The 23,942-nt window shown below is 62.1% G+C and carries 1 protein-coding gene; it reads right to left on the bottom strand.

What is annotated here, in order from left to right:
- Positions 1 to 175: 175 nt before the first annotated feature.
- A complete protein-coding gene (locus B9Z52_RS17775) occupies positions 176 to 23,704 on the bottom strand; it encodes an Ig-like domain-containing protein (RefSeq protein WP_158270478.1) in 23,529 nt (7,842 codons plus the stop codon).
- Positions 23,705 to 23,942 lie beyond the last annotated feature (238 nt).

Here is a 23,942-nt window from a genome sequence, read left to right as displayed (position 1 = left end):
TCGCCCACGGGGTGAGCTCCTACAAAAACCAGGCATTGGCTTTTGCACAAGCCCTTGCGAGCAACGGATCTCCCCTTGGGCGGGGCACGCAAAAGATCGTAGGAGCCCACCCCTGTGGGCGATGGTTGGCAGGGCGTGGGCGTGGCCACACCCATGGCCAAGGGATGGGCTTCTGTCAAATACCGGTGAAGACGATGTCCGTGTCCACCAGCATCATCATGCCGGTGAAGGTCGCGTTGGAGCTGCCTGCTTGCCAAATCTGATAAGTCTGGCTGCCCCGGAAACCATTGTTGAAGGTGATCAGACCCGTGGCGTCTGAAGTGGCTGTTTCACCCACATCAAACGTACCGTTGCCGTTGAAGTCCAAGCTGATGCTCTTGGCCGATGTCGGTTTGTTCAACGCGTTGAGCGTACCCACACCCAAACCGAAGGCCGACATGTCGATCGCATCTCCTGTGTTGCCATCGATCATCAGCACAGCCGTGGCCGCCGTCATGTCGGTCAAGTCCAGCACATCCTGAGCGTGCAGCTTCAAGGTGTTGTTGCCTGTGCCGGTCAAGTCGATGCGCTCAACAGACAGCCAGTTGGCATTCAAGTGCAAGGTTGGAGAAGTCAAGTCCAGCGCCTGGTTGGCACCGGTGAAATACACCGCGTCAATACCAGTGCCCCCGTCCACCGTGTCGGCCATGCTGTCTGCCGCCCAAGTGGCGTCGTAGACAAACAAGTCTGAACCCGTGCCCCCCTGCACATAGTTGGCACCATCGCCCATGGTGATGGTGTCGCTGCCTGCGCCACCCAGCAAGGTGTCGTTGCCCACACCGCCGTCCAGGCGGTCATCGCCCAGACCACCGTCCATGCTGTCGTTGCCGCCATCGCCCATCAGGTAGTCGTTGCCGTCACCACCAGACACGTTGTCGGCCCCCCCGCCTGCGGACACGAAGTCGTCGCCGCCACCTGAAAGGATGCTGTCCGCGGCTGAGCCTGCATAAATCGTGTCTTTGCCGTCGGTGGCCAGCACCGAGACATCGTCACCCATGATGGTGTCGCCCAAAGTGTCGGCACGCATGTCGATGTAATCGTCAGCAGCGCCGCCCCAGACCGTGGACGAGGCAGGTCCGCCATTGCTGACGATGCGGTCATTGCCCGCGTCGCCAAAGACCCGAGCGCCGCCGCCGAAGCCCAAGGTGTCATCCCCATCGCCACCCCGGAAGGTGTCGGCACCTGCAGCGCTGAACAGGCTGTCGTTGCCGCTGCCACCGTCCAGAGAGTCTGCACCGGAGCCCGAAATCAGGGTGTCGTTGCCCGCTTCGCCCAAGAGGTTGATGTAGGTCGTGGTGGAGGCATGGATCAACTGGTCGTCACCCGCGCCACCACGCAAAGTGCCGTAGCCCGAAGAGGTGACCACGTCATTGCCGTCCCCTGCATCCACCGTGTCGGTGCCCGAGAACACGGCAATCGTGTCGTTGCCCGCGCCACCGATCATGGTGTCAGAACCCGTGCCGCCGACCATCGAGTCGTTGCCCAAACCGCCGTCCATGACGTTGGTGCTGCCGCCGGTGGATGACAAGGTGTCGTTGCCTGCGCCGCCGATGATCGAGTTCGAGTTGTTGCTGCCACCGGATGACGAATAAAACGCAAATACTTGGTCATCCCCATCCCCGGCATCTACCACTTGCAATTCGCTGGGCAAACCTGTGGTCGGATTGTATGCATACCCGCCACCCACATAAATCGTGTCATTGCCAGCACCAGAAAAAACGGTGTCAGATGCATATTCATCCAAACGCCCCCCGGTTACATCGATGTAATCATTTCCAGAACCTGTAATCACACTCTCCGCCAAGGTTGCAGAAGCAGAAGAACTCTTGATGTAGTTGTTGCCATCGCCAGCATTCACAAATCCGGGGATGTAGTAATAGCCCGCATAACCGTTGCCATACATGTTTGCGTAGTAACTCGAATATGTACGGTTGTAATTGGTACCCGTAAACCCCACGATGGTGTCATTGCCAGCACCGCTGGTGATGGTGTCGCCATAACCGGTTGAGCCGGTTACATCCACCAAGTTGTTACCGTCGCCTGCGTTAACAGATTCAAATACGCCACCACCGGTGTAAATCGTGTCATTACCAGAACCAGCCACCACCGTATCGGTGGCACCGTCGTTGCTGCCACGCCAGTCCTTGCCCACGTCGATGTAGTTGTCGCCTTGCAAGTCGCTCACATAGTCGGCACCGGCACCGGCCAGAATGGACGAGTTGCCGCTGCCGCCCCAGATCTTGTCGGCCCCCGCATCGGTGATGATGTGCTCAAAGCCTTTGACGTAATCGATGTAGCTGCCACTGCCCGCAAGGGTCACCGTCTGCCAAGAGGTGGAGCCACCGTCCAAAGACACATAAACCGAATAACCTTGGGATTGGTACGACAACCAGTCCTCGCCGGGGCCACCGTCCATGGTGTCCAGGTCAGCCGTGTCCACCGTGCCCGTCACACTGCCGTTGACCGTGTCGTTGCCTGCCCCTGCCAGGATGTAATCCTTGCCGTTGCCCGTCCAGATCGAGTCGTTGCCGCTGCCGGTGATGACGGTTTCGTTCCAGGTGGTGTTGCCCAGGCTGGTGAGGTTATTGAAGGTGATGTTGCCATTGCCAAACTTCCATACATCGATGTAGCTGGCCCGGTCGATGCCGGTGCTGCCGCCCGAAATGGTCAGGTCGGTCTGGGTGGTGCCCAGCACCGAGTAGTTGCCGTTGTAGGCACTCAGGTCCAAGGTGTCGGCGGGGCCAGCGTTGCCAGTGTCGCCACCGGTGTAGGTGTCGTTGCCCAGTTCGGCCTGGAACAAATCGGCACCTGCGCCGCCCACCAGGCTGTCGTCGCCGTCCTGGCCATACAAGGTGTCGTTGCCGCCAATGGCCTGCAAGGTGTCAGAGCCCAGACCACCGATCAGGTAGTTGGCATTGCCGTCGCCCACCAGGTTGTCCGCGCCAGTGCCGCCCATGAGGTTTTCGATGCCGCGCAAGGTGTCCACACCATCGGCACCCGAGGTGGTGGCCGAGCCGGGTGTGGCACTGCTCAGGGACACGGTCACACCGCCGCTGGCGTTGGAATAATCGGCCCAGTCGGCTGTGCCGGCTTCGCCGTCCAGCCAGTCGTTGCCCACGCCACCGGTCAAAGTGTCGTTGCCCGTACCCGCCAGGATCGAGTCGTTGCCTGCGCCGCCTTTGATCCAATTGTCGGCTGTGGTGCCGACCACGGTGTCGTTGCCTGCACCGCCGACAACGTTCTCAAAATTGGTCACCACATCGGTGCCCAAAACGGTGCTGGTGAATGCGCCGGTCGTCAAGTTCACGCTGACCGATGCGGTGCCCAGACTGGCATCACCGAAGTCCAACCAGTCGTTGCCTGCACCGCCGTCCAGGGTGTCGTTGCCGGTGCCACCACGGATGGTGTCGTCCCCGCCCAAGCCATTGATGCTGTCGTTGCCCGACATGGCATCGATGAAGTTGGACTTTTCGTCGCCCGAGTAGTTGTCGTTGCTCGGGGTCAGGGTGGTCGGGTAAGTGACCTCGATGCCTTGCTTGACGGCCAAGGTGTCATTGCCCGAGACCACGGCGTTGGCGTACAGGTCGTAGGTCGCGCCGCCAATCACTGTGGTGGTGCCAGTGCCCATGGACGACCAACCGGCCGCCAAAAACACTTTGCCGTTGTCGCCGTCGATGCGCAGCAAAGAAGCCGTGCCCGCGCCATTGACGAGGTTCTCGATGGTCTCCAGCGAATCCGACAGGTTCAACTGGTTCAGGCCGTTGCCCAGGTCAATCACCTCGATCTTGCTGATGGGCGCGGCCACATGGGCACTGGCACCATTGAGGCCATAGACGTTGAAGGTCTGGTTGAAGCCGGTCAGGCGCAAAACATCGGTGCCCATGCCACCGTCGATGGAGACGTTGGTGAAGTCCTGCCCAATGTTCTCGAATGCAATGGTGTCATTGCCTGCACCCGCAATCACCTGGCTGCCCGCGCTGGTCACGATGCTGTCGTTGTCCGAGCCGCCCACGATCAGGTCGGCACCGCCGCCACCGATCAGGGTGTTGTTGCCCGCGCCGCCGTTCAGGGTGTCGTTGCCCAGGCCACCGTTCAGGATGTTGGCCAGTGCATCACCGCCCAGGTAGTCGTTGGACGCGCCGCCCATGACGTTTTCAATCGCGCTGAGCAGGTCGTTGCCCGCGTTGCCGGTGGCGGTGCCCGCCACCAGGTCCACCGTGACGCCGAGGTTGTTTTCCGAATACACCGCCCAGTCGTTGCCCGCGCCGCCTTCCAAGGTGTCGCTGCCTTGGCCACCTTGCAAAGTGTCGTCGCCCGCGCCGCCCACCAAACGGTTGTCGGCCGCATCGCCCACCATCACGTCAGCATAGGCGGTGCCCATGACGTTTTCAATTTGCGAGAGGGTGTCCACACCGCCGCTGCCGTCTGCAGCGATCGAGGTGGCCAGGTTCAGGTTCAGGCCGCTGGGCGCTGCGCTGTAGTCGGCCCAATCGATGTTGGTGCCCCCAATCAGATAGTCGTCTCCGATGCCACCGTTGAGCGTGTCGTTGCCAGAGCCACCGTCCAAAGAGTCATTGCCGGTGCCGCCATCCAGCGAGTCGTTGCCTGCGCCACCTAACAAGGTGTCGCTGCCTGCAGCGCCCAGCAAGATGTTGTCCGAGCCGTCGCCGCCGATGTTGTCGTTGGCGGCGCTGCCCGCAATGTTTTCAATGTTGCGCAGTTTTTCTGCCGTGCCACCATCGCCATCGGTGAAGATTGCGTCGCTCGCACCGGTCAGGGTGCCGATCACCGCCCCCGATGCCGCGCTGTAATCCATCCAGTCGATGCCGCCGCCGCCGTCCACGCTGTCGTTGCCCAGGCCACCAATGAGGGTGTCGTTGCCCAAGCCGCCGTCCAGGCTGTCGTTGCCTGCGCCGCCGGACAAAATGTTGGCCTGTGCATCGCCCACCAAGGTGTCGTTGCCCGCACCGCCCATGACGTTTTCAAAACCGACAATGCTGTCGATGCCGATGTCGCCACCGCTGGCCACGCCAGCGGCCAGGCTCAGGCTGAAGCCCAAGGCCGAGGCGCTGTAATCCAGCGTGTCCGATCCTTGCAAACCGTTGTAATCGTCGTTGGTGCCGGTGCCACGGGTCAGGGCGTTGATCTGGTCATTGCCACTGGTGCCCATCAGGCCCCAACGGATCGAGATGTCTTTGTTGTCCCCAAAGTTGGACAGACTGGGAATGGTCGCCGTGGTCGAGGCATTTCCGGCCAAATCGGTCAGCGCCACCTTGACGATGTCGACCACGTTCAGGTCGGTGGTCGATTCGTTGGAGCCGACGGTGTAGACGCCTGTGAGTGTGGAGCCGTTGGCCGCAGCAGTGACCACCACCTTCTGGCCGGTGTCGAACTTGACGATCATGTAGGAGCCCGCCACCACCGCTTCGTTCAGGTTGATGGTGACGTTCAGGGTGTCGCCCACACCAAAGCCGCCCGAGGCCGTGAGGATGTCGTAAGCCGCGTTGGGGCTGGTGCTGGTGACGCTGCTGATGGCTGCAGCGGTGGTGTCGCGCACAAAGCTGAGCGTGGTGTTGGGGCTGATGTTGCCAAACTCGTCGATGCGGCGCACACGCAGGCCGTAGGCACCGTCCACCGTGGGTGCAGCGTAGCTGCTGGTCCAGGTGAAGCCGTCCAGACTGAACTCGAAGGTGTCGGTCGAGGCGGCATCGGTCACGCCGACGGCCGTCACGTTGGTCAGCTTGTCGCTGCTGCTGTAACCCGAATCCATTTGCAACACCACGGTGGGTGCCAGCGCCGCGTTGTTGTAGTCAAAGCTGAAGGCGGTGGCATTGCTGTTGTTGCCGGCCAGGTCCTTGATGCGCACCAACAGGTTGTTGGGGCCGGTCTGGGCATTGAAAGAGCCGGTCCAGTTGATGCCGCCGTCAATGCTGTACTGGTAAACGTCGCCCACGCCGGTGTTGCCGCCGGTGATGACCAAGGTCGGGTTGTTGGTTTTCTTGTCGGCAGGGTCAACACCGTTGTCGTCGTACAGAGCCACCACGGGCGCGTTGGGCGCGGTGATGTCGTAGTTGAAGGTGAAGATGTCACTGACCACCTGGTTGCCCACCACGTCGGACACACGGGCTTGGACCAGGTACGTGCCACTGGTGGTGGGCAAGAACAAGCTGTCATAAGCGGTGAACGTGACGCCAGAGTCTTTGCTGTAGCGGTATTCCACCGTGTCGGTCGGGGCGTAGGTCTTGTCCAGCTTGATTTCGCTGGTGTAAGTGACCTTGTCGGCGCTGAAGGTGCCGGTGTCGCAAACCAGTGAAATCGCGGGCTTGAGGGGCGCTTCCAGGTCAAGGGTGAAGGTCAGGCTCTCGGTGGACACGTTGCCAGCCACGTCGGTGCTGCGCACCACCACGGTGTGCACGCCGTTGGTGCTGGGCGCGGTGTAGCTGGAGCCAAAGTTACCGCTGTCGACTTTGTAATCGACAGTGGCACCGGTCTCGATGCCGGTGATGGCGCTCAGGCCCGCTTGTTTGGTGATCAGGTCGGATGCGGAGTTGCCTGAATCGCAAGCCAGTGTAAAGACAGGCTTGCTGGTGCTGGTGTCAATGGTCAGGGTCAGGGTCTGTGCACTGCTGACGTTGCCCGCCGGGTCTTTGACCACGGCGCTCACGGTGCGGTTGCCGTCAAACAGGCCCAGCGTGGGGGTGACCGACCAGCTGCCGTCCGCGGCCACCACGGTCGAGAGGATCTCGCCCGTGCTTTGGAAGGTGACGATGAGGGTGTCATCGGCCGTGCCCAAGCCCACCACCGTCGGGGTGGTGTCGCTGGTGATCAGGTCGTTGCTCACGCCGCTGTTGCTGGACGTGCCCAAGGCCATGGCAAAGCTCGACGGTGTGGTGTCGATGCTGTAGGTTTTGGTCTGGTTGGTGACGTCGTTGTTGCCAGCCGTGTCCGAACCCAGCAGCTTGGCGGCGATCTTGGTGTCGCCATCGGCCATCAGGTCGGCGGTATCGACCGCGATGCTGAAAGCCAGAGCGCTGTCCAGGGTGCCGGTGTAAGGGGTGTTGTTGATCATCAACTCCACCGTGTCGCCTTCGCGGGCGTTGGTGGCACGACCGGTGACCAGGGTGGTGGTCTGGCCCGATTCGCTCAGGTTGAGGGTGTTGCCCGAGGTGACATCGTCGATGGTGAACACCGAGGTGGCCTTGCTGGTGTCCAAGGTGAAGCTCAGGCTGGCGTTGGCGCTGACGTTGCCAGCCACATCGGTCTGGCGGGCCATGAGGGTGTTGCTGCCTTCGGTGGCGGCAAAAGTCGCAGCCCAAGTGCTGCCGTCGGTGCTGTACTCCAGCAAAGCCCCGCTTTCCAGGTTGCCGGTGGTGATGGCCCCCTGGTTGGAGATCTTGTCGCTGCTGCTGAAGCCGCTGTCGCAAGTCAGGCTCAAGGTGGGCGTGGCCACGGACTTGTCAATGGTCAAGGTCAGGGTCTGCGCGGCGCTGGTGTTGCCCGCAGCATCGGTGGCAACCACGCTGACGGTGCCGCTGGCCATGGCTTGCTGCGCCGTGACCGACCACACGCCTGCAGCCACCACGGTGGTCAGCACCTCGTTGGTGCCGGGCAGGGTGACCTTGATCTGGTCACCGTTGCTGCCGGTACCACTCAAAGTGGGGGTGTCGTCGCTGGTGACCAGGTCGGCGGTGCTGCCGCTGTTGCTGGACGTGGCCAACTGCACTGTGAAACTGGGTGCCAAGGTGTCCACCGCATAGCTGGCGCTGGCGGCGGTGCCGGTGTTGCCGGCCTCGTCGGTGTAGCTGGTGGCCAGGCTCAGGCTGTTGCTGGCCGACTCCACACCCTGAGCCGGGGTGAAGGTGGCGGTCCAGACCAGGCCATCGGTGCTGGCCACAAAGTCGGTCAGGCTGCCGTTGGGGGCACCGATGTCGGCTTTGCTGAAGCCCAGCACTTTTTCACTGAACGTCACGGTCACAGTGGCGGACTCACCCACTTTGAGTGCGGTGTCGCTGATGGCGATGCTGGCCGTAGGGGCCTGGCGGTCGATGGCGTAGTTGACGCTGGTGGCGCTGCTGCCCTGGTTGCCCACCAAGTCGGTGTAAGCGGCGGACAGGCTGATGGTGTTGGTCGCATCGACCACACCGGCGTCGGGCGTGAAAGTGCCCACCCAGGTCTTGCCACCGTCGGTGGTGGCCAGGGTGCTGAGGGTGCCGTTTTGCACCGTGACATCGGTGTTGTCGAAGTCCTTGACCTTCTCGCTGAAGCTGATGGTCACCACAGCGGTTTCACCCGCTGTGAGGGCGGTGTCGCTCAGGCCGATGGTGGCGGTGGGGCCTTGGGTGTCCACGGCGTAGTTGCCACTGGCGGCGGTACCGCCCAGGTTACCGGCCAGGTCGCTGTAGCCGCCGGCGTTGACGGTGATGCCGTTGGCGCCTGCTTCAAGGGCGCTGGTGGCCGTGAAAGTGGCCGTCCATGTTTTGCCGCCATCGGCGCTGCTCAGGGTGCTCAGGGTGCCGTTGGGGGCGCTGACGTCGGCGTTGCTGAAGTCCTTGACGGCTTCGTTGAAGGTGATGGTCACGTTGGCGCTTTGGCCTGCGGTCAGGCTGGTGATGCTGCCGCCCTGCCCGTCCTTGAGCGTCACGCTGGCAGAAGGTGCCTGGGTGTCGATGGTGTAGTTGCCGCTGGTGCCGGTGCTGCCGGTGTTGCCCGCCAGGTCGGTGTAGGTGTTGGCCAGGGTGATGACGTTGGTGACGTCTTCCAGGTTGGCTGTGGGCGTGAAGGTGCCGGTCCAGGTGATGCCGCCGTCGGCGCTGGACAAGGTGCCCAAGCTGCCGTTGGCCACGGTCACGTCGGTGTTGCTGAAGTCGGCCACTTTTTCAGTGAAGGTGATGGTCAGCGTGGTCGAGTCACCCGCCTTAAGGGCTTCGTTGGCCAGTTTGATCGTGGCCGTGGGGGCCTTGCTGTCGATCACGTAGTTGCTGCTGGTGTTGTTGGCGCTGCTGATGGCTGCGTTGCCCGCCAGGTCGGTGAAGGCGGTGCCCACCTGGACCACGTTGGTGGTGTCTTCGACATTGGCGTTGGCAGTGAAGGTGGCGCTCCAGGTCTGACCGCTGTCGCTGGTGGCCAGGTTGCTCAGCACGCCGTTGTCGGCGCTGATGTCGCTCAGGTCAAAGGCCGTCACTTTTTCACTGAAGGTGATGGTGACCGTGGCCGTATCGCCCGCCTTGAGGGCAGGCTTGCTGATGGACAGGCTTTGCACCGTGGGCGCATCGGTGTCCACGCTGTAGCTGTGGTCGGCCACGCCGGTTTTGGTGTTGCCAGCCGCGTCGGTGGCATCCACCACCACGCTGATGCTCTTGTCGGAGTCGGCCACCAGGTTGGCGGTGGTGACCTCGACGCTGTAGTGGCCCGAGGCGTCCACGGTGCCAGTGAAGGTCTGGCCGTGCACAAACACACTGACTTTGTCACCGGCCAGTGCGTTGGTCACGGTGCCCACGATGGCGGTGGTGGTGGCTTGAGCGTCCACCGGGCCAATGGCGTTGTCGCCCGCAATGGGGCTGACGGTGACCACAGGGCTGGGTGCCGTGGTGTCGAGTGTGAAATTCAGCACGCTGGAGGTGGCCACATTGCCTGCGGCATCGGTCTGGCGCACGCGGACGGTGTTGACGCCTTCGGTGGCGGTGAAGGTGGTCCCCCACACGCTGCCGTTGGTGCTGTACTCGACCACTGCACCGGTTTCAATGCCACTGAGTGTGAGGCTGGCGCTGTTGCTGACCTTGTCGCTGGCACTGTTGCCGCTGTCGCAGGCCAGGCTCAGGCCCGGGGTGGCAATGGTTTTGTCAATGGTCAGGGCCAGCAACTGGGGCAAGGAGCTCACGTTCGAGGGGTTCTTGGCCACGATGCTGACGTTGCCACTGCTGATCGCCTGGGTGGGCGTGACGGTCCAGTTGCCATCGCTGCCCACCACGGTGGACAGCAGCTCGTTGGTGCCGGGCATCGTCACTTCGATGCGGTCACCGGCGGTGCCGGTGCCGCTGATGGTGGGCGTGTCGTCGTTGGTGATGAGGTCGGTGCTGGCACCCGAGTTGCTGCTGACGTCCAGCTTGGCCACAAATGCGGGGGCGCGGGTGTCCACGGCATACACGGCGCTGGCGGCGGTGCCGGTGTTGCCCGCTTCGTCGGTGTAGCTGGTGGCCAGGCTCAGGGTGTTCACAGCCACCTGGGTGCTGGCGCTCGGGGTGAACTGGGCAGTCCAAGTGATGCCGTCGGTGCTGGCAAAGGTGTTCAGCGTACCGTTTTCTGCCGTCACGTCGGCATTGGTGAAACTGCTCACCTTTTCCGAGAAGGTGATGGTCACCGTCGCGGTTTCACCGGCCTGCAAAGCGGTATCGCTCAGGCTGATGGTGGCGGTGGGGGCCTTGCGGTCCACGCTGTAGTTGGCGCTGGTCTGGCTGCTGCCTTGGTTGCCTACCAGGTCGGTGTAGGCATTGGTGATGCTGACGGTGTTGCTGGCCGCCTGAACCCCATTGGTAGGGGTGAAGGTGCTCACCCAAGTCTTGCCACCGTCGGTGGTGGCCAGGGTGCCCAAAGTGCCGTTTTGCACCGTGACGTCGGTGTTGTCGAAGTCCTTGACCTTTTCGTTGAAGCTGATCGTGACTTGCGCGGTTTCACCGGCGGTCAGGGTGCTGTCGCTCAGGGTGATGGTGGCGGTGGGGCCTTGGGTGTCCACGGCGTAGTTGCCGCTGGCAGCCGTGCCGCCCAGGTTGCCCGCCAAATCGCTGTAGCCGCCTGCATTGACCGTGACGGCGTTGACAGCGGACTCTGTGGCATTGCTGGCGGTGAAGGTGCCGGCCCAGGTTTTGCCACCGTCGGTGCTGGTCAGGGTGCTGAGGGTGCCGTTGGGGGCGGTCACATCGGCATTGCTGAAGTCCTTGACGGCTTCGTTGAAGGTGATGGTGACGCTGGCGCTTTGGCCGGTGGTCAGGCTGGTGATGCTGGCACCCTGCCCGTCTTTCAGACTCACCAAGGCAGTGGGAGCCAGGGTGTCGAGGGTGTAGTTGCCGCTGGCACCGGTGCTGCCCGTGTTACCCGCCAAGTCGGTGTAGGTGTTGGCCAGGGTGATGACGTTGGTCGCATCTTCCAGATTGGCTGTTGGTGTGAAGGTGCCGGTCCAGGTCTTGCCGTCATCGGCGCTGCTCAAGGTGCCCAGGCTGCCGTTGGCCACGGTGACGTCGGCGTTGCTGAAGTCGGCCACTTTCTCGCTGAAGGTGATCGTCAGAACCGTCGATTGACCGGCCTTGAGGGCTTCGTTGGCCAGCTGGATGGTGGCCGTGGGGGCCTTGCTGTCGATGGCGTAATTGTTGCTGGTGTTGCTGGCAGAGCTGAGTGCGCCGTTGCCCGAGATGTCGGTGAAGGCCGTGCCCACTTGGACCACGTTGGTGCTGTCTTCGACATTGGCGTTGGCGGTGAAGGTGGCGCTCCAGGTCTGACCGCTGTCGCTGGTGGCCAGGTTGCTCAGCACGCCGTTGTCGGCGCTCAGGTCGCTCAGGTCAAAGCCAATCACTTTCTCGCTGAGCGTGATGGTGACGGTGGCCGTATCGCCCGCCTTGAGGCTGGCCTTGTTGATGGACAAGCTTTGCACGGTGGGTGCTGCGGTGTCCACGGTGTAGCTGTGGTTGATCGACCCCGTCTGTGTGTTGCCCGCAGCGTCGGTGGCATACACCACCACGCTGAGGGTCTTGTCGGAGTCGGCCACCAGGTCGGCGGTGGTCACGTCGACGCTGTAGTGGCCCGAAGCGTCCACGGTGCTGGTGAAGGTCTTGCCGCGTGCAAACACGCTGACTTTGTCGCCTTCGCGGGCGTTGGTCACCGCACCTTCAATGGTGGTCGTGAGCGCCTGTGCATCGACCGGGCCAATGGCGTCGTCACCCGCCACCGGGCTGACCGTCAAGGTGGGTGTGGGAGCCGTGGTGTCGAGCGTGAAGTTCAGCACGCTGGAGGTGGCCATATTGCCTGCGGCGTCGGTCTGGCGCACGAACACCGTGTTGGCCCCTTCGGTGGGCGTGAACGTGGTGCTCCAGGCGCTGCCGTTGGTGCTGTATTCCAGCGTGGCACCCGATTCCTGGTTGCTCACCGTGAAGCTGGCGCTGTTGCTGATCTTGTCGCTGGCACTGCTGCCACTGTCGCAGGCCAGGCTCAGGCCGGGGGTGGCAATGGTTTTGTCAATGACCAAGGCCAAGGTCCTGGTGGACGAGGTCGATGGGCCGGTGTAGAGCACCGACACATCGCCCGAAGCGATGGCGGTCAGGGGGGTCACGCTCCACTGGCCGCTGGCGTCCACGGTGGCGCTCAGGACTTCGCCCGTGCCAGGCATGGTCACCTGTACGCGGTCACCTGCCGACCCTGTGCCACTGATGGTGGGGGTGTCGTCGTTGGTGACCAGGTCCAACAAGCTGCCGCTGTTGCTGGTCGAGGCCAGTGTGGCGGTCAGGTTGTTGCTTTGGGTGTTGAGCACAAAGTTGAAGACGTCGGACACGGCGCTGTTGCCTGCCACATCGGTGGCGCGAACATACAGGGCGTTGGTGCCTTCAGTGGCCATGAAGGTGTTCGACCAGACCGTGCCGTTGGTGCTGTAGCTGAGCACCGTCCCGACATCGGCACCGGACACGGTGAATTGGCCATTGGCGGTGATCTTGTCACCGGCCAAACCGGTGTCAGACACCAGGCTGACGGTGGGCTTGGACACCTGCGTATCCAAAGTGAAACTCAGAGTCGAGACGGCCCCTTCGTTGCCTGCGGCATCGACCACACGCGACTTGACCGTGTTGCTGCCCTCCACGGCCGCAAAAGTGGTGCCCCATGCGCTGCCGTCCAGGCTGTACTGCACACTGGCACCCGATTCGAGGGTGGTGGAACTCACCGCGCCGTTGTTGGTGACTTTGTCGCCGCCCAGACTGCCGCTGTCGCACACCAAGGCCAAAACGGGGGCTGCGGGTGCGGCGGTGTCGAGTGTGAAGCTGTAAGTGGTCAGGCTGCTGACGTTGCCAGCGGTGTCGGTCAGGCGTGCCTTGACGCTGTTGAGGCCTTCGGCCGCCGTGAAGGTGGTGCCCCAGGCACCGCCGTTGACGCTGTACTCAATGAACCCGCCGGTTTCGGACGTGTTCACGGCCAATGTGCCGTTTTGGCTGATTTTGTCGCTGTTGCTGCTGCCGCTGTCGCAGGTCAGGCTGATGGTCACCGGCAAGGGGGCGGTGATGTCGAGCGTGAAAGCCAGAACGCTGGTGTCACTCAGATTGCCCGCTGCATCCACCGCTCGGGCGTACACCGTGTTGGCGCCTTCGATGGCGGTGAAGGTGTTGGTCCATGTGGCGGCGTCGGTGCTGTAGAGCAAAGTGGTGCCCACCGCCGTGATGACGTGCAAGGCATCGGTCTTGGTGATCAGGTCACTGCCCGACAGACCGCTGTCGCACACCAACGTCAACACGGGTGCCAAGGGTTTGGTTTTGAGCCAGCTGAAGGCCAGATCCTGAATGCGCTCGTTGCCCGCCACATCGGTGGTGCGCACGCTGACGGTGTTGGCGCCTTCGGTGGCCGCAAAGGTGTTGGACCAAGTGGTACCACCGTTGGTGCTGTAACTGACCACGGCACCGGCTTCCACGCCGGACAAGGCCAGTGTGGCGACGCTGGAGATCTTGTCACCCGCCGTGCCGCTGTCACAGGCCAAGGCCAAGGTGAAGGCACTGGCGGCGGTGTCCAGGGTGAAGCTCAGGCTGGTTGTGCTGCTGACGTTGCCTGCCGTGTCGGTTTGGCGCACGTACACCGTGTTGGCGTTTTCTGAAGCCGCGAAGGTCGTGCCCCACGTTGTACCGTTGGTGCTGTACTCGACGGTTGAGCCTGCTTCCAGGTTGCCCACCACGAGGCTGCCGTCTCGGCTGATCTTGTCGCTGCTGCTTGAACCGCTGTCGCACACCAAGGCCACTGTAGGTGTGGCCACGGCCGTGTCCATCACCAAAGGCAGTGTCTTGGGCGCACTCACCACGCCCGCTGCGTTGGTGGCCGTCACGCTCACGCTGCCGCTGGCCACGTCCATCGTGGGTGTCACGCTCCACGAGCCGTCAGCCGCCACCGTGGTGCTGAGCACTTCGCCTGTACCGGGCATGGTCACCTGGATGATGTCGCCTGTGGTGCCCGTGCCGCTGATCGTGGGGGTCACGTCGTTGGTCACCAAGTCGGTCTGGCTGCCGCTGTTGCTGGTGTTGTCCAGCTTCAGTGTGAAGGCCGCGTCCAGCGTGCGCAGCTGGAACACCAGGGTGTCCGAGGTGGCCACATTGCCTGCCGCGTCCGTCACTTTGACGCTCACGCTGTTGCTGCCCTCCACCGCCGTGAAGCTGCTGGTCCAGTTTTGGCCGTCGGTGCTGTATTGCACTTGGGCGTCGCTGTCCACGTTGTTCAGGCTCAGCGCACCGCTGCGGGTGATCTTGTCGCTGCTGCTGGCACCACTGTCGCAGCTGAGCGCAACGCTGGGTTTGCTGATGAGTGTGTCCAGCGTGAAGCTCAGCGTGCTGGCTGCGCCTGCGTTGCCCGCGGCGTCCAACACCCGTGCCTTGACGGTGTTGCTGCCTTCGGCCGCCACAAAGGTGTTGCCCCAGGCCACGCCGTCTGTGCTGTATTGCAGTGTCGCGCCCACTTCGCTTGTGGTGGCGCTGAATGCGCCGTTTTGGGTGATCTTGTCGCTGCCCAACAGGCCGCTGTCGCACACCAGGCCCAATACGGGCGCTGCAGGCGCTTGGGTGTCCAGTGTGAAGGCGTAGTCGGTGACCGCGCCCAGGTTGCCTGCCGCATCGGTCACGCGCACTTTGACGTTGTTCACGCCTTCGGCTGCGGCCAAGGTGGCGGCCCAGCTCAGGCCGTCGGTGCTGTATTCAATCAGCCCTGCGGTTTCTGCTGTTTGCACCGCCAGTGTGCCGGTGTGGCTGATTTTGTCGTTGTTGGCCACGGCGGTCAGGCCGCTGTCGCACACCAGGCTGACGCTGGCAGCCACGGGCGCTGTTTTGTCCAGCGTGAAGCTCAGGCTGGAGGTGCTGCTGACGTTGCCCGCCTTGTCGGTCACGCGCACGCTGACGGTGTTGGCGCCGTCTGCGGCCGCAAAGGTGCTGTTCCAGGTGCTTCCGTTGGTGCTGTACTCCAGCGTGGCACCGGCTTCGGCCACCACGTTGAGGGCACCGTTGTTGGTGAGTTTGTCGCCCGCTTGGCTGCCGCTGTCGCACACCAAGGTGAGCACGGCTGGGGTGGGCGCTGTGCTGTCCAGGGTGAAGCTGTAGTCTTGTGTGCGTTGGTTGCCTGCCGCGTCCATCACGCGCACTTTGACGTTGTTCACGCCTTCGGCTGCCGCGTAAGTGCTGTCCCAGGTGCTGCCGTCGGTGCTGTAGGCCACGTTGGCTCCGACCTCGGCGCCGGTGATGAGCAGGCTGGCGTCTTGGCTGACTTTGTCGCCTGCCGTGCCGCTGTCGCAGCTGAGCGCCACCGTGAAGGCACCCATCTGGCTGTCCAGCGTGAAGTTGAAGGCATTCGAGGTGGCCACGTTGCCTGCGGCGTCCGTCTGGCGCACTTGGACCGTGTTGCTGCCTTCTGTGGCTGCGAAGGTCGTGCCCCATGTTGTGCCGTTGATGCTGTACTCAACCGTGGCACCCGCTTCCAAGCCGCTCACGTTGATCACGCCGCTTTGGCTGATCTTGTCGCTGCTGCTGGTGCCGCTGTCGCACACCAATGCCACTGTGGGGGTGGCCACAGCCGTGTCAATCACCAAAGCCAGGCTTTGCGCCGGGCTGGTGTTGCCTGCCGCGTCTTGGGCCGTCACGCTCACGTTGCCGCTGGCGATCACCAAAGTGGGCGTCACGCTCCACTTGCCGTTTGCATCCACCGTGGTGCTGAGCACTTCCAGTGTGCCGGGCATGGTCACTTGGATGATGTCACCTGTTGTGCCCGTGCCGCTGATGGTGGGGGTGCTGTCGTTGGTGAGGCGGTCGGTCTTGGCCGCGCTGTTGCTGGCATCGTCCAGTTGCACGGTGAACACCGGGGCTTTGGTGTCGACTGCGTAGCTGGCTTGCGCTGTGGTGCCTGCATTGCCCGCTTCGTCGGTGTAAGCGGTGCCCAGGCTCAGGGTGTTGCTGGCCGCTTCGGTGTCCACGGCTGGTGTGAAGGTGGCTGTCCAGATCAGGCCGTCTGCGCTGGCGGTGAAGCTGCTCAATGTGCCGTTGGGGGCCGTGATGTCCGCGTTGCTGAAGTCTTTGACCTTCTCGCTGAAGGTGATGGTGACCGTGGCGCTCTCGCCTGCTTTGAGGGCGTTGTCACTCAGGGCGATGGTGGCCGTGGGGGCTTTGAGGTCAATGGCGTAGTTGCCGCTTGCGGTGCTGGCGCCTTGGTTGCCCGCCACGTCGGTGTAGCTGTTGGCCACGCTCATCAGGTTGCTGGCGTCGGCTGTGCCTGCGGTGGGTGTGAAGGTGCCCGTCCAGGTCTTGCCGCCGTCGGTGGTGGCCAATGTGCTGAGCGTGCCGTTTTCTACAGCAACGTCGCTGTTGTCAAAGCCGGTGACTTTCTCACTGAAGCTGATCGTCACTTGGGCGGTCTCGCCGGCAGTCAAGGCGTTGTCGCTGATGCTGATGCTGGCGGTGGGGCCTTGGGTGTCCACGGCGTAGGTGGCGCTCGAGGCTGCGCTGCCTGCGTTGGAGGCGAGATCGCTGTAGGCACCGGGGTTGACGCTGATGCTGTTGGCAGCGACTTCGACGTTGGCGCTGGGCGTGAACGTCGCGGTCCAGGTGGTGCCGCCGTCGGTGCTGGCCAGGGTGCTGAGCGTGCCGCTGGGCGCGGTCACGTCGGCGTTGCTGAAGTCTTGGACGGCTTCGCTGAAGGTGATGGTGACTTGGGCGCTTTGACCGGCGGTCAGGCTGGTGATGGCTGTGTTGGCGCTTGTGCCATCGGTCAGGGTGACGCTGGCCGTGGGGGCCTTGGTGTCCACGCTGTAGTTGCCGCTGGCTGCGCTTTGGCCTGCGTTGCCGGCCACGTCGGTGTAGGTGCTGGCCAGGGTGATGCTGTTGGTGGCGTCTTCGAGGTTGACGCTGGGCGTGAAGGTGCCGGTCCAGACGATGCCGTCGGTGCTGCTGAGCGTGCCCAAGCTGCCGTTGGCCACGGTGACGTCGGCGTTGCTGAAGTTGGCCACTTTCTCGCTGAAGGTGATGGTCAGCGTGGTGGTCTCTCCGGCCTTCAATGCTTCGTCGGCCAGTTGGATCGTGGCTGTGGGGGCCAGGGTTTCCACGCTGTAGTTGCCGCTGGTGCCTGCGGTGCCCAGGTTGTCCGACAGGTCGGTGTAGTTGGCCAGCACTTTGACCACGTTGGTGGTGTCTTCGATGTTGGCCGTCGGTGTGAGTGTGGCGGTCCAGGTCAGGCCGCTGTCGGCGGTGGCCAAGTTGCTAAGCGCGGCGTTGTCGGCCGTCAGGTCCGACAGGTCAAAGGCTTTGACTTTCTCGCTGAAGGTGATGGTGACGGTGGCGCTGTCGCCCACTTTGAGGGCGCTCTTGTCCAGCACGATGCTTTGCACTGTGGGCACGGTGACGTCCACCGCGTAGGCGCGGGTGTCCGAGACCATGTGGGTGTTGCCTGCCGCATCGCTGGCCATGAGGACAACTTCGATTTCTGAGCCTTGGTCAGCGATCAGGTCGGTCGTGGGCACGCTGACGCTGTAGTGGCCCAGGGCGTCCACGGTGCCGCTGAAGGTTTGGCCGTTGACCAGCACTTTGACCAGGTCGCCTTCACGGGCGTCGGTCACGCTGCCGGTGATGCCGGTGTGGGTTTGCACCGCGTCCGCAGGGCTCAGGGCGTCATCGCCGCCAATGGCGTTGATGCTGACGGTGGGCGTGGGCGCTGTGGTGTCCAGGGTGAAGCTCAGGCTGGTTGTGCTGCTGACGTTGCCTGCCGTGTCGGTTTGGCGCACGTACACCGTGTTGGCGGCTTCAGTGGCTGTGAAGGTCGTGCCCCACGTTGTACCGTTGGTGCTGTACTCGACGGTGGCTCCGGCCTCCAGGCCGCTCACGTTGATCACGCCGCTTTGGCTGATCTTGTCGCTGCTGCTCGCGCCGCTGTCGCACACCAGGGCCACTGTAGGTGTGGCCACTGCTGTGTCAATCACCAAAGCCAGGGTTTGCGCCGGGCTGGTGTTGCCTGCTGCGTCTTGGGCCGTCACGCTCACGCTGCCGCTGGCGATCACCAAAGTGGGCGTCACGCTCCACTTGCCGTTTGCATCCACGGTGGTGCTGAGCACTTCCAGTGTGCCGGGCATGGTCACTTGGATGGTGTCGCCCGTTGTGCCCGTGCCGCTGATGGTGGGGGTGCTGTCGTTGGTGAGGCGGTCGGTCTTGGCCGCGCTGTTGCTGGCGTCGTCCAGTTGCACGGTGAACACCGGGGCTTTGGTGTCGACTGCGTAGCTGGCTTGCGCTGTGGTGCCTGCATTGCCCGCCTCGTCGGTGTAGGCGGTGCCCAGGCTCAATGTGTTGCTGGCCGCTTCGGTGTCCACCGCTGGCGTGAAGGTGGCTGTCCAGATCAGGCCGTCTGCGCTGGCGGTGAAGCTGCTCAGGGCTCCGTTGGGGGCTGTGATGTCGGCGTTGCTGAAGTCTTTGACTTTCTCGCTGAAGGTGATGGTGACCGTGGCGCTCTCGCCTGCTTTGAGGGCGTTGTCGCTCAAAGCGATGGTGGCGGTGGGGGCCTTCAAATCGATGGCGTAGTTGCCGCTTGCGGTGCTGGCACCTTGGTTGCCCGCCACGTCGGTGTAGCTGTTGGCCACGCTCATCAGGTTGCTGGCGTCGGCCGTGCCTGCGGTGGGCGTGAAGGTGCCCGTCCAGGTTTTGCCGCCGTCGGTGGTGGCCAGGGTGCTGAGCGTGCCGTTTTCTACAGCAACGTCGCTGTTGTCAAAGCCGGTGACTTTCTCACTGAAGCTGATCGTCACTTGGGCGGTCTCGCCGGCAGTCAAGGCGTTGTCGCTGATGCTGATGCTGGCGGTGGGGCCTTGGGTGTCGACGGCGTAGGTGGCGCTGGAGGCTGCGCTGCCTGCGTTGGAGGCGAGATCGCTGTAAGCACCGGGGTTGACGCTGATGCTGTTGGCGGCGACTTCGACGTTGGCGCTCGGCGTGAACGTGGCCGTCCAGGTGGTGCCGCCGTCGGTGCTGGCCAGGGTGCTGAGCGTGCCGCTGGGCGCGGTGACGTCGGCGTTGCTGAAGTCTTTGACCGCTTCGCTGAAGGTGATGGTGACTTTGGCGCTTTGACCGGCTGTCAGGCTGGTGATGGCCGTATTGGTGTTGTCCGTGAGGGTGACGCTGGCCGTGGGGGCCTTGGTGTCTACGGTGTAGTTGCCGCTGTCGGCGCTTTGGACTGCGTTGCCTGCCACGTCGGTGTAGGTGCTGGCCAAGGTGATGCTGTTAGTCGCGTCTTCGAGGTTGACGCTGGGCGTGAAGGTGCCGGTCCAGACGATGCCATCGGTGCTGCTGAGCGTGCCCAAGCTGCCGTTGGCCACGGTGACATCGGCGTTGCTGAAGTTGGCCACCTTCTCGCTGAAGGTGATGGTCAGCGTGGTGGTCTCTCCTGCCTTGAGGGCTTCGTCGGCCAGTTGGATCGTGGCCGTGGGGGCCTTGTTGTCAATGACGTAGTTGCTGCTGATGTTGCCTGGGCCACCCACGGCGGCGTTGCCTGCCAAGTCGGTGTAGGCCAAGCCCACTTGGATCGCGTTGGTCAGGTCTTCCACGTTGGCGTTGGCCGTGAAGGTGGCACGCCAGGTCTGCCCCCCGTCGTTACTCGTGAGATTGCTCAGCACGCCGTTGTCGGCGCTGATATCGCTCAGGTCGAAAGCGGTCACTTTTTCGCTGAAGGTGATGGTGACGGTGGCCGTCTCCGATGACTTGAGTGATGTTTGACTGACCACCAAGCTTTGCACCGTGGGGGCTGTGATGTCAACGCTGTAGAGCTGGTCCACCGATGCCTGGGCAGTGTTGCCTGCAGCGTCTGTGGCAAACACCACCACGCTGATGCTTCGGTCAGAGTCGGCGATCAGGTCTGCGGTGTTCACTTCGACGCTGTAATGACCCGAGGCGTCCACGGTCCCTGTGAAGGTTTTGCCCTGGACGTAAACGTTGACTTTGTCACCGTCTTGCGCATTGTTGACCACGCCCACGATGCTGGTGGTGGCCGATTGCGCGTCGGACGGACCCATGGCGTTGTCGCCGGAAATGGGACTGACGCTCAAGGTGGGCACTGGGGCCGTGGTGTCGAGCGTGAAATTCAAAGTGCTGGAGACGGCCACGTTGCCTGCCGCATCGGTCTGGCGCACGTTGACGGTGTTGGCACCCTCCTTGGGTGTAAACGAGGAGGTCCAAGAACTGCCGTTGTTGGTGCTGTACTCCAACAGCGCACCGGTTTCGAGCTTGCTCAGTGCGAGCGATGCGTCCTTGCTGACCTTATCGCCAGCACTGCTGCCGCTGTCGCATACCAAGCTCAGGCCGGGGGTGGCGATGATGGTGTCGATGGCCAAGGCCAAGGTTTGTGATGCGCTGGTGTTGCCGTGCACATCTTGGGCCATGGCCGTGACGCTGCCACTGGCAATCGCTTGTGTGGGCGTGACCTGCCAGACGCCGCCTGAAACCACAGCCTTGAGGACTTCGTTAGAGCCGGGCATGGTCACCTCAATGGTGTCGCCATCGGTGCCAGTGCCAGTCAGGGTGGGCGTGTCGTCGTTGGTCAAGCGGTCCGTCTTGGATGCGCTGTTGCTGGCATCGTCCAGTTGCACGGTGAACACTGGGGCCTTGGTATCCACCAGGTAATTGGGGCCGTCGCCTTTAGCGCCCGGGTTGTTCACCCAGTCGGTGTAATTGCCATTCAGTGTGATGACGTTGCTTGCTTCTTCCAGATCGGTCGTCGGGGTGAAGGTGACCGTCCAAGTCTGACCTCCATCGGTGCTCAGCAGGTGACTGAGCTTGCCGCTGGTCGCCGTCAAATCACCCAATTCCAGACCCATGACCTTTTCACTGAAATGGAGGGTCACCACGGCGGTTTCACCCATTTTGAGAGTGGTTTTGTCCATGTCCAAGCTGAGCAGAACCGGGCCTACGGTATCGAGCAGCGCGCTGTCGGTGCCCCAAGCCGTGTTGTTGTTGCCACTGCCATCCTGCACACGTGCGGTCACGCTCAGGGTACCGCCCTCTGCGGGTTTGTCCACGCTGGCTTGCACATAGCCATTGGCAATGTCGGCCTCCTTGATGACCAGGGTCTGCGAAGCGCTGCCGCTGCTGACCACCACCCGATCGCCTGCAGTCATACTGGAAGGATCAAAACCAACCCTCACACTCAGACTGTTGGCAGACCCGATTTCTGAGGCATTGATGTTGCCATCGTTGTTGGTATCGTTCTGGACAGTGACCCACGGCGCCAAACCACCATTAGGCAGGGGTTGTGCCAACATGCTCAGACTAAAGCTGTCCGAGACCTTCAAGCCCGCAAAATCAGTGGCGGTGACCACAATGTCCAGGACTTGTGCAGCGGTACCACTCGGAGCCAAGCCACTGAAACTGCCCGTCGACGCATTGAAAATCAACCACGAAGGTAAGGCACCGCCATCGGCCAGCGTGGCGTTCAAAATGGTGACATCGTTGCTGTCGACATCGGTAAAGCTGGAGGCCACACCACCGATGGAAAAGGACTTACCCACGGCATAAGACACATCACGCAATGGCACAAGCAAGTCTGGGGCGTCATTCTGACCTTGCACAGTCACCGACAACAATGCGCTGCTGAGTGCACCCGAGACAGCGTCTTTGACGGTGTACACAAACTGCTCGACCAAGGTGTCACTGCGCGAATGCAGGGCTTGCACCTCAGTGAGGTTATTGTCTACTTTGTAGGTGTAAGTGCCATCGGCCTGAAGGCTCAGGCGGCCGTAAAGACCATCGAGCAAGATGCCCGTGCCCACAGGGACTTTGCCCCCCACATCGGCCATTGCGACATCAAGCACCACCAAGTTGGCACCCAGATCGTTGGCCAACAATTTGCCGCTGGGCGTTATACCGAGCAAAGCATTGTGCGATCCACCAGCTTCCTGGGCCGTGACCATGTCGGCCGCTGCCGTCACATGGGCGATGGTGATGCGCTGAGCATCCTGCACCGAAGGCGACCCGTTGTCACCCACCACAGGCTTTCCTTGTGCATCGACCAAGGTGGCTTGCAAACTGTATTGGCCATCGTCGCGAACCGCCGCATCGGTCCACGACCAACGGTCACCCGTGGGCACCACAGTCGTGCTGGCAAGAACTTCGTTGGCCGCGTTTTTGAGTACCAACAGCACACGGTCCCCGTTGCTGGAAAAACCAGCCAACGAACCTGTAAAGGTCAAAGTATTGTCTTGGGTGATGAAGTCGGTACTGCTGCTGCCCGTGTCCTCGCTGATCGCCAGAATGTCAAGCACAGCATTGGCGTTGGCCGAAGCGTTGAGTTTGATCTGTACGGCATTGCTGAGCGACGCGTTGGCGTTGCCCGCCACATCGGTGAAACGCTGGGTCTGCACAGTCATGCTGGCCACCACCACCTCGGTGGCTGTGGCTGTGAAGATGGCGGTGTAGTGGTTGCCACTGCCTTCCAGCTTGGACAGGGTGCCACCCGACACCGCCACATCGTCCAGTGCGAAGTCATTGACGGCTTCGCTGAATGTGAATGTCACAGTGGCCGACTGCCCGGCCAGCAAGCTTGTTTTGTCTGTACTGAGCATGACGGTCGGTGCAACCGTATCAATGGTGAATTCGGCGCCTGTACTGACCACGGTGCCCGCCCCCGTGGACGTGACTTTGAGGACCGGTGTGTAGGTACCATCCACCAGCGCTTGCTGGACCGGGATGCTGTAGTTGCCACTGGCATCGGCTGTGGCCGTGTAGGTGGCCACCACCTGGCTCAGGGCATTCTTGATCTCAAGCACCAAGGCGGCTCCGGGCGCGGTCTTGCCGGTCACCACCGGTTTGGTATCTCGAGTCACCTGATCACCCACGACACCGGTATCGCTGCTGCTGGCCAAATTGACCACCGTGGTTGGTTGAACGGTTTGTGTTGACGTTGCGCTCCCTCCGGCCGCAGCACCTGCCGCACCAGCGACACCCAAAGCCGCCAACAAAGGATTGATGGCCACAACACCCACAGCGGCACCCGATGAGCCTGCAGCCTGAGCACCCAGAACCACATTGATTTCCTGACCATCCGCAGGCCAAGTCGATCCACCAGGCGTGGACGCCAAGTCTTCGGCCACATAGTCATACAAGTTGCCGTTTTCTGCCTGTCCGATCACCCCGCGGTACCCCTCTGGCATGACACTGTAATAGTCTTCAACAATCAGACTGGCTTGCTCGGCGTCATCAAAAATGACTTGCAAATGTTGGCCCACGCGCTTGAGCTTGACCTGCTCTGGTCCAGACCTGCGCTCGGCCGACACAGTCTCCAATTGGTACTTGTCACCCGCCTTGGCCTTGATGCGCACGGCTCCTTGCGGAGCGGCTGTGCCTTGAGGCAAGTCAAATGCCTGCTGAGCACCAGATTGCGCATTTTTGATCTGAACTTTGTAACTATTTTGGCTAGACTGAGCGGTGTTCATTTTTTCCCTTAGGCCCTTGTGTAAACCACTATTTGCAATGGAAAACAGATTTATACGGTTGATATTGTTTATCTTATTTATCGAAATTAAATACCCACATTGGCGTACAAAAATTAACAAATGTAATCACTTCGAAGAAATCATTGAATTCTATTAAGCACGCTCGAAATAAGCGTTGTATCTACAAGCAAGTGGGTGCCCACAGAACACGACTGCGCGCGCAAACAGCAGGTGCAGG

It is taken from the genome of Limnohabitans sp. Jir72, assembly GCF_003063575.1.
Classification (GTDB): Bacteria; Pseudomonadota; Gammaproteobacteria; order Burkholderiales; family Burkholderiaceae_C; genus Limnohabitans_A.
The sequence above is the reverse complement of the archived record's forward strand: the minus strand, read 5'-3'. Positions and strand labels throughout refer to the sequence as shown.

Excerpts from the sequence above, each read along its gene's own strand:
- B9Z52_RS17775 (WP_158270478.1), bottom strand. The coding sequence starts at position 23,704 with ATGAACACCGCTCAGTCTAGCCAAAATAGTTACAAAGTTCAGATCAAA.